At 52.3% G+C, this 14115-nt stretch carries 13 protein-coding genes; 11 read left to right on the forward strand and 2 right to left on the reverse strand.

Annotated elements, in window-relative coordinates; all coding sequences use genetic code 11:
• Window positions 1–53 precede the first annotated feature (53 nt).
• Entirely contained in the window at window positions 54–3497 is a 3444-nt protein-coding gene (pyc, locus tag QSJ10_RS04850) for a pyruvate carboxylase (RefSeq protein WP_053532139.1), read from the forward strand.
• A 52-nt stretch (window positions 3498–3549) separates the two neighbouring features.
• Here the strand turns inward: pyc and QSJ10_RS04855 are convergent, their stop codons facing one another.
• Window positions 3550–4509 (reverse strand): COX15/CtaA family protein, encoded by a 960-nt coding sequence (locus tag QSJ10_RS04855; RefSeq protein ID WP_033016254.1) that lies wholly within the window; start codon window positions 4507–4509, stop codon window positions 3550–3552.
• 596 nt (window positions 4510–5105) lie between these two features.
• Between QSJ10_RS04855 and cyoE the strand changes: the two genes are divergently transcribed.
• From cyoE to QSJ10_RS04895, 8 genes are all read left to right on the forward strand, one after another.
• Window positions 5106–6035: a heme o synthase gene (gene cyoE / locus QSJ10_RS04860; protein WP_033016191.1), complete on the forward strand. Its 930-nt coding sequence runs from the start codon at window positions 5106–5108 to the stop codon at window positions 6033–6035.
• 83 nt (window positions 6036–6118) lie between these two features.
• The gene (gene coxB / locus QSJ10_RS04865; RefSeq protein WP_033016190.1) at window positions 6119–7189 is read left to right on the forward strand and encodes a cytochrome c oxidase subunit II; all 1071 of its coding nucleotides are present in this window, start codon (window positions 6119–6121) and stop codon (window positions 7187–7189) included.
• A 22-nt stretch (window positions 7190–7211) separates the two neighbouring features.
• Window positions 7212–9083, forward strand: coding sequence for a cytochrome c oxidase subunit I (gene ctaD / locus QSJ10_RS04870; RefSeq protein ID WP_033016189.1), 1872 nt, complete (start codon window positions 7212–7214; stop codon window positions 9081–9083).
• Window positions 9083–9703, forward strand: a complete 621-nt coding sequence (gene ctaE / locus QSJ10_RS04875) for a cytochrome c oxidase subunit III (protein WP_033016188.1) — start codon at window positions 9083–9085, stop codon at window positions 9701–9703. Before ctaD ends, ctaE begins: the two co-directional genes overlap by 1 nt.
• Window positions 9704–9707: 4 nt before the next feature.
• The gene (gene ctaF, locus QSJ10_RS04880; protein ID WP_033016187.1) at window positions 9708–10040 is read left to right on the forward strand and encodes a cytochrome c oxidase subunit IVB; all 333 of its coding nucleotides are present in this window, start codon (window positions 9708–9710) and stop codon (window positions 10038–10040) included.
• A gap of 101 nt (window positions 10041–10141) precedes the next feature.
• A complete protein-coding gene (gene ctaG, locus QSJ10_RS04885; protein ID WP_033016186.1) occupies window positions 10142–11044 on the forward strand; it encodes a cytochrome c oxidase assembly factor CtaG in 903 nt (300 codons plus the stop codon).
• Between the two features lie 49 nt (window positions 11045–11093).
• A complete protein-coding gene (locus QSJ10_RS04890; protein WP_033010275.1) occupies window positions 11094–11549 on the forward strand; it encodes a DUF420 domain-containing protein in 456 nt (151 codons plus the stop codon).
• Window positions 11550–11625: 76 nt separating this feature from the next.
• Window positions 11626–11919, forward strand: a complete 294-nt coding sequence (locus QSJ10_RS04895) for an Asp23/Gls24 family envelope stress response protein (protein ID WP_033016185.1) — start codon at window positions 11626–11628, stop codon at window positions 11917–11919.
• 36 nt (window positions 11920–11955) lie between these two features.
• On the opposite strand, the gene QSJ10_RS04900 is transcribed toward QSJ10_RS04895, so the two are convergent.
• Window positions 11956–12315: a YugN family protein gene (locus QSJ10_RS04900; RefSeq protein WP_033016183.1), complete on the reverse strand. Its 360-nt coding sequence runs from the start codon at window positions 12313–12315 to the stop codon at window positions 11956–11958.
• A gap of 175 nt (window positions 12316–12490) precedes the next feature.
• Here QSJ10_RS04900 and QSJ10_RS04905 point away from each other — a divergent pair, with 175 nt between their 5' ends.
• Both QSJ10_RS04905 and QSJ10_RS04910 read left to right on the forward strand, forming a co-directional pair.
• A complete protein-coding gene (locus tag QSJ10_RS04905; protein ID WP_033010272.1) occupies window positions 12491–12916 on the forward strand; it encodes a CBS domain-containing protein in 426 nt (141 codons plus the stop codon).
• 125 nt (window positions 12917–13041) lie between these two features.
• Complete coding sequence (locus QSJ10_RS04910) at window positions 13042–14049, forward strand: CAP domain-containing protein (protein ID WP_033016182.1); 1008 nt, start codon at window positions 13042–13044, stop codon at window positions 14047–14049.
• Window positions 14050–14115: the final 66 nt, after the last annotated feature.

Genomic DNA, 14115 nt, shown 5'->3' on the forward strand with positions numbered 1-14115 from the left:
TATTTACAAAACGGCAAAACTTTTATAGTTTAATTTAGAAAGGAGGAGAGACGATGAGGACAAGACGAATTCACAAAGTACTTGTAGCCAACCGCGGGGAGATCGCCATTCGCGTCTTCCGCGCCTGCACGGAGCTCGGCATCCGCACTGTAGCCATTTACTCGAAGGAAGATGTCGGTTCGTACCACCGCTATAAGGCGGATGAAGCGTATTTGGTCGGCGAAGGGAAAAAGCCGATTGAAGCGTATTTGGACATCGAGGGCATCATCGAAATCGCCAAAGCTCACGACGTTGATGCCATCCATCCGGGGTATGGGTTTTTGTCGGAAAATATCCAATTTGCGAAACGGTGCCGCGAGGAAGGGATTATTTTCATCGGCCCAAACGAGGATCACCTCGACATGTTTGGCGACAAGGTAAAAGCGCGCCATGCGGCCATGAAAGTGGGCATTCCGGTCATCCCGGGCAGCGACGGACCGGTCGGCGGCCTTGAGGATGTCGTCCGCTTTGCCGAAACGCACGGATATCCGTTCATCATCAAGGCGGCGCTGGGCGGCGGCGGACGCGGCATGCGCATCGTCCGTTCCAAGTCTGAAGTGAAAGAAGCGTTTGAACGCGCCAAATCAGAGGCGAAGGCGGCATTTGGCAGCGATGACGTCTATGTCGAAAAGCTAATCGAAAAGCCAAAGCACATTGAAGTGCAAATTTTGGGCGACCATGAAGGAAACATTGTCCATCTTTACGAACGTGACTGCTCGGTGCAGCGCCGCCACCAAAAAGTCGTTGAGGTTGCGCCGAGCGTCTCGCTGTCGGACGAGCTGCGCCAGCGCATTTGTGAAGCGGCGGTTAAACTGATGAAAAGCGTCGGCTACGTCAACGCCGGTACGGTTGAGTTCCTTGTCTCAGGCGATGAATTTTATTTCATTGAGGTCAATCCGCGCATCCAAGTCGAGCATACGATCACCGAAATGATCACGGGGATTGACATCGTCCAGTCGCAAATTTTAATCGCCGACGGCTTTTCACTCCACAGCCCGGAAGTCGGCATTCCAAAGCAGGAAGACATCCGCATTAACGGCTATGCGATTCAGTCGCGGGTGACGACTGAGGACCCGCTCAACAACTTTATGCCGGATACGGGAAAAATTATGGCGTACCGCTCAGGCGGCGGTTTTGGCGTGCGCTTGGACGCCGGCAATGCCTTCCAAGGAGCGGTTATTACGCCGTATTACGATTCGCTGCTCGTGAAAGTGTCGACATGGGCGTTGACGTTTGAGCAGGCGGCCAGAAAAATGCTGCGCAACTTGCGCGAATTCCGCATTCGCGGCATTAAAACGAACATCCCGTTTTTGGAAAATGTCGTGCAGCATCCGAAGTTTTTGTCAGGGGAATATGATACATCGTTCATTGACACAACGCCGGAATTGTTTGTGTTTCCGCGTCGGAAAGACCGCGGGACGAAAATGCTCACCTACATCGGCACGGTGACGGTCAACGGCTTCCCTGGAATCGGCAAAAAGAAAAAGCCGGTGTTTGACAAGCCGCGCGTGCCGAAATTGAGCGAAACCGAACCGATCCCGGCCGGAACGAAGCAAATGTTGGACGAACGCGGCGCCGAGGGGCTCATTCGCTGGATTCAAGAACAGCCGCGCGTCCTGCTCACTGATACGACGTTCCGCGACGCCCATCAGTCGCTGTTGGCGACGCGCGTGCGCACGATCGACATGCTGCGCATCGCCGAACCGACGGCGCGCTTGCTGCCGAATTTGTTCTCGCTTGAGATGTGGGGCGGAGCGACGTTTGATGTGGCGTACCGCTTTTTGAAAGAAGATCCGTGGGATCGGCTGCTCAAGCTGCGCGAGCGCATCCCGAACGTGCTGTTCCAAATGCTGCTTCGTTCGGCCAACGCCGTGGGGTATAAAAACTATCCCGACAACGTCATCCGCGAGTTCGTCGACAAATCAGCGCAAGCCGGCATCGATGTCTTCCGCATTTTTGACAGCTTAAACTGGGTGAAAGGAATGACGGTGGCGATCGATGCCGTCCGGCAAAGTGGTAAAATCGCCGAGGCCGCCATTTGCTACACCGGCGACATTTTGGACCCGAGCCGGCCGAAGTACAACTTGGACTATTACAAGTCGCTCGCCAAAGAGCTCGAGCAAGCCGGAGCGCACATTTTGGGCATTAAAGATATGGCAGGGCTTTTGAAGCCGCAGGCGGCGTACGTACTCATTTCCGCGCTTAAGGAAACGGTCGATATTCCGATCCATTTGCATACGCACGATACGAGCGGCAACGGCATTTACACGTACGCCAAAGCGATTGAAGCGGGTGTGGACATTGTTGATGTCGCCGTCAGCTCGATGGCCGGCTTGACGTCGCAGCCGAGCGCTAATACGCTCTACTATGCGTTGGAAGGAACGGAGCGGGCGCCGGAAGTTGACATTTATGGCTTGGAGCAGTTGGCCCGCTATTGGGAAGATGTGCGCAAGTTTTATCAGGAGTTTGAAAGCGGCATGAACGCCCCGCATACGGAAGTATACATGCACGAGATGCCGGGCGGCCAATACAGCAATTTGCAGCAGCAAGCGAAAGCGGTCGGCCTCGGCGACCGCTGGGATGAAGTGAAAGAAATGTACCGCCGTGTGAACGACTTGTTCGGCGATATCGTCAAAGTGACGCCATCATCGAAAGTCGTCGGCGACATGGCGCTGTATATGGTGCAAAACAACTTGACCGAACAAGACATTTTTGAGCGCGGCGAAACGCTCAACTTCCCGGATTCGGTCGTCGAGTTTTTCGAAGGCTATTTAGGACAGCCGCACGGCGGATTTCCGAAAGAGCTGCAGCGCATCATTTTGAAAGGGCGCGAACCGATCACCGTCCGCCCGGGTGAGCTGCTTGAGCCGGTTGACTTCGAGCAAATCAAGCGGGAGCTGCATGACAAGCTCGGCCGCGAAGTGACCGACTTTGACGCCATTGCCTATGCGCTTTATCCGAAAGTGTTTTTAGAATATGCCGACACGGTCGAAAAATACGGCGATATTTCCGTGCTCGATACACCGACGTTCCTGTACGGCATGCGCCTCGGCGAGGAAATTGAAGTGGAGATTGAACGCGGCAAAACGCTCATCGTCAAGCTCGTGTCGATCGGCCAACCGCAGGCCGATGGCACGCGCGTCGTCTACTTCGAGCTGAACGGCCAGCCGCGCGAAGTCATCATCCGCGATGAGAGCATCAAAGCGGCCGTTGCTGAGCGCATCAAGGCCGACCGGACGAATCCGAACCATATTGCGGCGACGATGCCGGGTACGGTTGTGAAAGTGCTTGTCGAAAAAGGGGAGAAAGTGGATAAAGGCGACCATTTGATGGTCACGGAAGCGATGAAAATGGAAACGACGGTGCAGGCGCCGTTTGCTGGCATTGTCAAAGACATTTACGTCAAAAGCGGCGATGCCATTCAGGCGGGCGACTTGCTGATTGAGCTATCCAAATAATGAAAAAGGGATGTCCGCGTTTTTGTGGGCATCCCTTTTTCTCTGCAGCGGATTACCGCCATTTCAGCACGGTTGGCGCTGTTTCCTCGGGCGGGTGAGCCATCGTTTTTCCCGGCGCACGGCGGGTGCGCAGCGCCAAGAGCAGCAAGTAGCTGAGCACGCCGAACAGGCAGGAGATAAAAAACGCGTGCGCCAGAGCCACGTATAAGTTCAACTGAGTGAACACAACGAGCGCCCCAGTTGTCATCTGGGCGAGGACGAGAAAAAGAGCAATGATCCATCCATAGTAGATAACCGGTTGGCTTCGGTAATGACGGATGGCGTGCAGCGCCGCGATGGCGATCCAGATGACGATCAGCCCCGCCGCCAGCCGATGGCCCATTTGCACCCATTCGTGAAACTGCACCGGGAAAGGACGCGTTTTCGCGCACAGCGGCCAGCTTGGACAGGCGAGGCTGGCGTTCGTATGGCGGACGAGCGCCCCGGTATAGACGACAATGTACGAGTAAATAATGATCCCGTAAATATGAACGCGCATCGGCCTGTCAAGCGTAAGCGAGACGGCGGAAAACGTTTTGTCCGCTTCAAAAATGAGCAGCGTCAACAGCAGCACAGCGGCAAATGAGATGAGCGAAATGCCGAAATGCAGGGCCAACACAAAATCGGACTGCCCCCAGACGACCGCGGCGGCGCCGATTAATCCTTGCAGGACGAGAAAAACGAATGAGACGACTGCCAAAAACTTTGTCTCCCGCATATGGCCGATGACCCGCCATGCCCAAACGGAAAGAATGAGCACCATGATGCCGGCAAGCCCGGAGACAAGGCGATGGCTCAGCTCAATGACCAGTTCAGGCGTAATGTCATCCGGCACCCACTGGCCGTTGCACAGCGGCCATGATCGGCCGCACCCCATGCCGGAGCCGGTTTTCGTCACGAGCGCTCCGCCGATCAGCACAAACAGCATGACCACGGTTGTCGCGGCCGCAAACCATTTTAATGAACGTTGCAAAATCTTCACCTTCTTGTATTGAGGAATTATGATTTTGTCCATATTTAGTAAAAAGTGGTGCAGTTGATAACGGCCAACGATGTTCCAAACCAAATCTATTTTACACGATGACCACCGGAAACACAAAATGACGTGGTAAGATGTTTCATGGACTCTCTCCCTCCTGTTTTATGGATGTTGGTCATCACCATCATAGCAGGGAGAGAGTCCTTTTTGCATGACATTTGCTTTTTTCTACCGCGCTTCGCTTGGTGGCCCCGACGAGCGTCGCGAACAAAAGTTCGCAACCCTCGTCGGGGATCATTTCGGAATGTCACCCACAAATATTTTACTCACACTTTGCATATTGAATAAGTCGATTAAGTTTACTAGAAATATTAATGGGATAGGCAAACGGGCCGGTTTCGCCTAACGGATTCAAAAATTTGACACAAATTATTCAAAAAAAGTTCACATGATGAGAAAAAAATGTGATTTAATATATAGAGAAATAAACCTGCCTAGTTCTTTTGTTTTTTTGTTTTCGTATTTCGGGCATTGGAGCCAAGATCACGGCGTCTGCCCGCCGGGCGGCGCAATGAGGAGGAACAGGAGACATGGCCGAATTGAAAGCGGTGCACCAGGATGCGGCCGATGCCGGTCATCGCTCGCATGTGAGCGTCAAGACAGTTTGGAGAGAGTTATCGTCTGTTGTGAAAATCGGAATCGTCAATTCGAATTTGATTACGACGTTCGCCGGGATGTGGCTGGCGTTTTATTTTACTGGGGAACACTTTTTGGAGAACCTGCATCTTGTTTTTTTCACGCTGTTTGGGGCAGCGCTTGTCATCGCAGGTTCATGCGCCATTAACAACTACATTGACCGCGACATCGATCAATATATGGAGCGGACGAAAGTGCGGCCGACGGTAACTGGAACGATGGAGCCGCGGCGCGTACTTTGGCTCGGAGTTGCCCTGGTCGCCGTCGGCACGATGAGCTTGCTCATAACAACGGTTACGGCAGCGGTGGTCGGGCTCATTGGCATGGTGACGTACGTCTTTTTCTATACGCTTTGGACGAAGCGCCATTATACGCTCAACACTGTCGTCGGCAGCATTTCCGGCGCCGTGCCGCCGGTGATCGGCTGGACCGCGGTTGACCCAAGTTTCCATGTCGTCCCGCTTGTTCTCTTTTTGATCATGTTTTTATGGCAGCCGCCGCATTTTTTGGCGTTGGCGATGAAGAGGTGCGAGGAGTACCGGGCTGCCGGCATTCCGATGCTGCCGGTCGTTCACGGCTTCGCCATGACAAAACGGCAAATCATCGTCTGGGTGGCCTGTTTGCTGCCGCTGCCGTTTTATTTGTTCTCGCTCGGCGCGCCGTTTTTAACGGTCGCGACGCTGCTGAACATCGGCTGGCTGTTTTTGGGGCTGTGGGGCTTGAAAATGAAAGATGACTTAAAGTGGGCGAAATGGATGTTCGTCTATTCGCTCAACTATTTGACAATTCTATTCGTGGCGATGGTGATCGCCACCTTATGGTAAACGTTTGAAATTCTTTCATCTCTTTCATCATGAAAGAATTTGTATATATTTCTACATCAAAGAAAGAGGGGTTTGATTAGGCTATGAACAAAGGGCTGCGTAACTGGCGCTTACTTTCTTTGTTTGGAATGATGGCGCTGTTGCTCGCCGGCTGCGGCAAGCCGTTTTTGTCGACGCTCCAGCCTGCCGGCGAAGTAGCGGACATGCAGTACTCGCTCATGTTGCTGAGCACGTCGATCATGGTGCTCGTCATTGTCGTTGTAGCGATTATTTTCGTCTATGTTGTCATCCGCTTCCGGCGGCGCAAGGGGGAAGAAAACAAAATTCCGAAGCAAGTGGAAGGAAGCCATAAACTAGAAATTATTTGGACTGTCATTCCAATCATCCTCTTGCTGATTTTGGCGGTGCCGACGGTATCGGCGACGTTTAAGCTGGCGGATGTCAAGCCGATGAATGACAAGAACCGTGATAAAGACACGGTTGTGGTCAACGTGCGCGCCAACTTGTATTGGTGGGAGTTTGAGTACCCGGATTACGGCATTATTACGAGCCAAGATTTAGTCGTGCCGACGAATGAAAAAGTGTATTTCAACTTGGTCGCGTCGGATGTCAAACACTCGTTCTGGATTCCGGCGGTCGGTGGAAAAATGGATACAAATACGGACAACAAAAACCAGTTCTGGCTTGTCTTTGACCAAGAAGCGACAGATAAAGCCGGCGGCGTCTTTTACGGCAAATGTGCGGAGCTTTGCGGGCCGTCGCATGCCTTGATGGATTTCAAAGTGCGTCCGTTGCCGCGCACGGAGTTTGATGCTTGGGTCGAAAAAATGCAAAATGCAAAAAAACCGGTTGTGACGGATCCGGTTGCCAAACAAGGCGAGGCGATTTTCAACAAAAGCTGTATCGGCTGCCATGCCGTGTCGCCGGTAGACAAGCGTCCGGAACAGGCACGCACAGCGCCGAACTTGGCGAACTTTGGCGATCGCGAACGAATTGCCGGCATTTTAGAACACAATGAAGAAAACTTGAAAAGATGGCTGCGTGATCCCGAAAGCATAAAGCCTGGAAACAAAATGACAGGTACATATGGCGAACTGACAGAAGAGCAGATTGATGCGTTGACGAAATATTTAATGAGCTTAAAAGTGGAATAAGGTATAAAAGGGAGGTTTCACTGTGAGTACGATCACTCGCAAAAAGGGTGTCGGCGCCGTTTTATGGGATTACTTGACAACAGTCGATCATAAAAAAATCGCCCATCTGTATCTAATCGCCGGAGGATTTTTCTTCCTGCTTGGCGGTCTTGAGGCGCTGTTCATCCGCATTCAGCTCGCGAAGCCGAACAACGATTTCCTTGTCGGCGGCTTGTATAACCAAGTGCTGACGATGCATGGAACGACGATGATTTTCTTGGCTGCGATGCCGCTTGTTTTCGCCTTTATGAACGCAGTCGTGCCGCTGCAGATCGGCGCGCGCGACGTTGCGTTCCCGTTCTTGAACGCGCTCGGATTTTGGCTCTTTTTCTTCGGCGGCCTGTTTTTAAACTGTTCGTGGTTTTTAGGAGGCGCGCCGGACGCCGGTTGGACGTCGTACGCATCGCTAGCGCTCGATTCGAAAGCGCACCACGGTGTCGACTTTTACACGCTCGGATTGCAAATTTCCGGTATTGGAACGTTGATAGGCGGGATTAACTTCCTTGTCACGATCATCAACATGCGCGCTCCGGGCATGACGTTTATGCGCATGCCGATGTTCACATGGGCGACGTTTGTAACGTCGGCGCTTATCTTGTTTGCATTCCCGCCGCTGACGGTTGCTTTGATTTTCATGATGATGGACCGGTTGTTTGGCGGCAACTTCTTTAACCCCGCTGCCGGTGGTAATACGATTATCTGGGAGCACTTATTCTGGGTGTTTGGACATCCGGAAGTTTACATTCTTGTTTTGCCGGCATTCGGTATTTTCTCGGAAATTTTCGCGACGTTCTCGCGCAAACGCCTATTCGGTTATTCGTCAATGGTGTTTGCGACCGTGCTCATCGCGTTCTTAGGCTTCATGGTGTGGGCGCACCATATGTTCACCGTCGGGATGGGACCGATTGCGAACGCCATCTTTTCTGTCGCAACGATGACGATTGCGGTGCCGACCGGGGTGAAAATTTTTAACTGGCTGTTTACGATGTGGGGCGGAAGCATCAAATTTACGACGCCAATGCATTATGCGGTGGCGTTTATTCCGTCGTTCGTCATGGGCGGGGTGACCGGGGTCATGTTGGCGTCGGCGGCGGCGGATTATCAATACCATGACAGCTATTTTGTTGTTGCGCACTTCCATTACGTCATTGTCGGTGGGGTTGTGTTCGCTTTGCTTGCCGGCACGCATTATTGGTGGCCGAAAATGTTTGGCCGCATGCTGAATGAAACGCTCGGCAAAATGACGTTCTGGCTGTTCTTTATCGGTTTCCATTTGACATTCTTTATCCAGCACTTCCTCGGCTTGATGGGGATGCCGCGCCGCGTCTTTACGTATTTGCCGAACCAAGGATGGGAAACCGGCAACTTGATCAGCACGGTTGGGGCATTCTTTATGGCAGCCGCGACGGTTATTTTACTTATTAACATTGTGATTACGACGGTAAAAGGCGAAAAAGCGGCGGGGGATGCATGGGGCGACGGCCGCACGCTCGAATGGGCGATCGCTTCGCCGCCGCCGGTGTACAACTTCGCTCAAACGCCGCTCGTCCGCGGGCTTGATGCTTTCTGGCTCGAAAAAATGGAAGGCAAAAAAGAATTGACGCCGGCTGAACCGCTTGGTGACATTCATATGCCCAATTCGTCGTTCTTGCCGTTTGTCATTTCGTTTGGACTGTTTGTTGCAGCATTCGGCTTTACGTACCATAATGACGCCGGATGGGGCTTGCCGGTCGGCATTCTCGGCCTGCTGATCACACTCGGTTCGATGTTGCTGCGTTCGGTGATCGATGACCATGGCTTCCATATCCATAAAGAAGAAGTGCTTGAGCTTGAGAAGAAGGGGGCGAACGCCTGATGCATGCGGAAGAAAAACTGACAGCCGAGACGTTTCCGGCGGCGCCGGAACGCGCCACCCTTGAAGGGAAAAACAAGTTTCTCGGTTTTTGGCTGTTTTTAGGCGGAGAGACGGTGCTGTTCGCCTCTCTCTTTGCCACCTATTTGGCGCTCAAAGACAAAACGAACGGCGGCCCTTCGGCAGAGGAGCTGTTCCAAATGCCGATCGTATTTATGGCGACCATGCTGCTGCTAACCAGCAGCTTGACGAGCGTGTATGCCATTTATCATATGAAAAACTTTGATTTTAAAAAGATGCAGCTCTGGTTTGGCATTACCGTTTTGCTTGGCGCCGGCTTTTTGGGCTTGGAAATTTACGAGTTCAATGAATATGTGCATGAAGGCCATAAGTTTACGACGAGCGCCTTCGCGTCCGCCTTTTACACGCTCGTCGGCACGCACGGCGCCCACGTTGCGTTTGGATTGCTTTGGATTTTAACATTGATGATTCGCAATGCCAAGCGCGGGTTAAACTTATATAATGCCCCGAAGTTTTACGTCGCGAGCCTTTATTGGCACTTTATCGACGTCGTCTGGGTGTTCATTTTTACCGTCGTATATTTAATGGGAATGGTGGGGTGAACGTATGGCGAACCAAACGAACTCCGGAAATGAACGCGTCGATTTGGCATACCGTCGCCGCAAAAATGCGGAAGAGATGCGCCATCAACTGATTGCATTCGTTTTGATGATTTTGTTGACGCTCATTGCCTTCGCCGCCGTTGGTTACGAAGAGTTTTCCCATTGGTTTGTCGTTCCGTTTATTTTGTTGCTTGCCGCTGTGCAAGTGGCGTTCCAGCTTTATTATTTCATGCATATGAGCCATAAAGGCCACGAATTCCCGGCGATGTTTATTTACGGCGGTGTGGCGGTTATGCTTCTACTTGTTTGGGCGTTTACAACAGTTATTTGGTGGTAAGAAAAGGGGGAATCGGTTTTGCGCCGGTTTCCCCTTTTTCAATAGCCTTGGCGCGGCGTCGTGTAGTATAATGGGAAAGGACAAATCAGGAGGGGATTCGTATGTTTCAATCGCTGCAAATGTTTGGCCCCGTCGCCCTTTGGAGTCCGTTTTTTTTGCTTGTGTTAGCGGCGGTTGCGTTGCTGTACATTGGGATCACCGGGCCATGGCGGCAGCGCTTTGGCCTTGATGATCCGGTTCCGGGCAAACAGAAGGCGTACTTTTTGGTCGGCATCGCGCTCCTTTACGTATGCAAAGGTTCGCCGCTTGATCTGCTCGGCCATTTATCGTTTACTGCTCATATGGTGCAAATGGCGGTGCTGTATTTGATCGTGCCGCAATGTTTCATTTTAGGCATTCCGGCGCCGCTGTATGAGCGCCTCTTCCGTTTCGCCGCGGTGCGCCGCCCGTTTCAGCTGCTGACGAAGCCGGTCATCGCTCTACTGCTGTTTAACGGCTTGTTTTCGCTTTACCATGTGCCGATGATTTTTGACACCGTTAAAATGAATATGATTTTGCACGCTGTCGTCACTACGGTCATTTTTGTCGCCGCGTTTTGCATGTGGTGGCCGCTTGTCAACAAGCTGCCTGATTGGCAAACGTTGTCGGGATTGAAAAAAATGGGCTACATTTTCGCCAATGGTATGCTGTTGACGCCGGCTTGCGCGCTGATCATTTTTACGGACACGCCGCTTTATGCGACGTACACCGACCCGAAGGCATGGATGGCTTCTTTGGCGCTTTGCGTGCCGCAAGGGACTTTGGCGTCGCTTGATTTGACAGGCCCGCAAATGTTCTTGTCGATGTCGCCGTTTCATGACCAACAGCTCGGCGGGGTATTGATGAAAATTATTCAAGAAATCGTATACGGGATCATGCTGTTCGTTGTTTTCAGCGAATGGTATCGGAAAGAGCGGGAAAAAGAACCGAACATGGGTATGGAGCCGCGGCCGACGAAATTGTAAACCGGTGTTGGCTGCAAGGGGATGAGTTGAAAGGAAAGGGAGAGAACGGATGGCGATTTTACCGACGATCAGCACAAGTTGCATCGTGATCAGCGCTTTGCTTGTTGCTTACGGCTGGTATTTGATCAGCCGCAAACGGACGGAAGCGCATAAAAAGGTGATGTTGGCCGCCGCCGTCTTTGCGCTGTTGTTTTTTATCATTTACATGTCGCGGACGTTGTTTATTGGCAATACGAGCTTCGGCGGACCGGAGAATGTCAAAGTCTATTATACGGTGTTTCTTATTTTCCATATCATGTTGGCGACAGTGGGAGCCGTATTTGGCCTTGTGACGATCTGGACGGGGCTGAAAGACAGCCGCTCCCGCCATCGCCGGCTTGGGCCGGTGACGAGCATTATTTGGTTCGGCAGCGCTTCGACGGGGGTCATCGTGTATTTGCTTCTTTACGTCCTGTACCCGGGTGGGCAGACGACCTCGCTGATTAAAGCAGTGCTCGGATTTTAGAGGCAAGTGGCATCGGCCGGCCGGATCGCATAACATAACAAAAATAGCTCATACGCTGCGGGGGGGGGGGAGTGCGGTGAAGACGTTCCGGCATCGGAAGCGGAGCGCCGTAGAAGCGACGCTGTTGACGATTGTCATGATGTGTGTGCGGGAATGGGAAGACGTTGTAATGGACGATTGCGAAATATTTGTAGCTGTTTCACAAGAGGACCGCTGCCGCATCAGCGTGAAGCTATCCGTCCGGTATGGGGCGTCGGTACTCGCGGTTTGCCGGCAGCTGCAGCAGCAAATTGCTGAGGAGATCGCCGCGATGACGCCATACAGCGCCGAGTCGGTCGATGTGACGGTCAAACGGCTTGTCGCGACGTAAAAACGCATGAGAAAAGAGCTCTCATGCGTTTTTTCTTTACTCTTTCGTCTTTTCAATTTCGCGTTTGACTTGCTCCAATACTTTTTGGCATTGGCCGACAAGGGAAGATGGAAAATGCTCATCTTCGCCATATTCAACGCCATGCGGATAGTAATGTTTCCCTAAAATCGGTGTGAGCAGTTTAATGAGTGCATAGCGCGAGTCGACATCCCCTTCGATCGCGTACCCTTGAACACGCAAATAGTATGTTCCCTCTTTAATCACGTATTTCCGGTCGTATGTGACCCGTTCGTAATCCCACTGCGCCGCGCGTACAAAACCGTGGCGCGCCATGATGTCATCAAGGAGGGACAGTTCAACCGTTTGATTTTCAAGACCGCTATTGTCAAATTTCATGTTTCTTCCTCCTAACAACGCAGGTATGTAAAGCGCCAAAAAGGAAATCGTCCCCTCATTTATAATAGTACGAAAACGGTTTGCATTTCAACGAATTGTTTGCCATTGTTTCTGTTTTGCTTGCATTTTTTCTCGCTGCCGGATGCACAATAAAAGCAGAAAGGAGAGACGGACAATGCAAACGGTTCGGGACATCATGTCGACGGATGTACAATATTGCACCCCGCTTGACAACATGTATGAAGTGGCTGTAAAAATGCGTGAATTTAATGTTGGCGCCATTCCGATCGTCGATCAAGGCCGCCTCGTCGGAATGATTACGGACCGCGATTTAGTCGTGCGCGGCATCGCGGAAAAACATCCGGGTTCAACGGCGGTGACCGAAGTGATGAGCCGCGAGCTGGTGACGGTGTCGCCGGACGATTCCGTGCAAAAAGCGGCGGACATCATGGCGCGCCATCAAATTCGCCGTCTCCCGGTCGTTGAAGGCGGCCGTTTAGTCGGCATCGTTGCCCTCGGCGACTTGGCGACGAACCGTTATTCGGATGAGAGCGCCGGCCGTGCGCTTAGCGAGATTTCTGAACAACATCGCGTCCATTGACTGAATACGGACAGACATTGTTTCTTGAAGGGAAGGGCGGTCTTTTTGGACGCCCCTTTTTTTTGCCTGTGAAAAACGGCTATAATGGCAATAAGGAGATTGTTGCAGAAAGCGGGAGTTGCCGTGTGAAATGGTTTTTTCTTTTTTTGTTCTTATTGATCGGGTTTTACTATTTTGTGCCGAGTCCGCCGCCGCAAAGCCCTCCGGAGCAGCCCAAAACAAATGGATACACGCTGAAAGAACCGAAAGCAACCGCCGGCGTCGCTGTGTTGATCGGCCGGCCGGCGCAAGAGGCGGAAAAGCAGTTCGGCGCGCCGGATCGAATTGATCCGTCAGCTTATGGCTACGATTGGTGGGTGTACAGCCGCCGCCCTGAATCGTATTTCCAAATCGGGGTGCTTGGCGGCAAAATCGTCACGGCTTTAGTCGGCGGGGAAAAGGTGAACGTCGAGCCGTTTGCGATTGGCCAGCGTCTGCAGACGATTTTCCAAACGATGCCCGTCCTGTCCAACATTAAGATTACACTAAACAGCGGGACGTACCGGTTTGAGCTGTCGGAACAAGATTATTCCTCAAGACCGGTCGTTAAAGTGGGAGAGGCGTATGCCCAGCTGTACATCGACCGGTTTACCGGCCGTGTGGCCGCTGTTCGCCTCATGGACGCAGAAACGTTTGTGAAACTGCGGCCGTATGAGCTTGTGTACCGCGGCCGCCTGCCCGCGGCTACCCCGTTGTCAGAGAAAGAACAGCGGCAGGTCGATGCGGCCAATGCGAAGCAAATTTTTGACTGGACGAACTTGATCCGCCGCCGTCATGAGCTCCCCCCCCTTGTCTGGGACAGCAAAGCCGCCATGGCTGCCGCCAAGCATAGCCAGGATATGCATGACCACCAGTTCTTCTCTCATGAATCGCCGCAATACGGCGATTTATCCAAACGGCTTGGCGCCTTGGGCGTTTCATTTCAGCTCGCTGGGGAAAATATTGCCGCTCATCAAGTAGATGGCGTCGAGGCGACGGTTGGGTGGCTGAACAGCCAAAAGCACCGGGAAATTATGCTGAATGCGGAATTTACCCACCTTGGCGTCGGCGTTTATGCCGATTATTATACGCAAAATTTCCTGACGCCGCTATGAAAATTTGGGCGCACCTTTGCCTGCTGGGAGCGATATGATATGGCAGATAGGCATGAGTGGATGAAA

The sequence above is a fragment of the Geobacillus stearothermophilus ATCC 12980 genome, assembly GCF_030369615.1.
Taxonomy (GTDB): Bacteria; Bacillota; Bacilli; order Bacillales; family Anoxybacillaceae; genus Geobacillus; species Geobacillus stearothermophilus.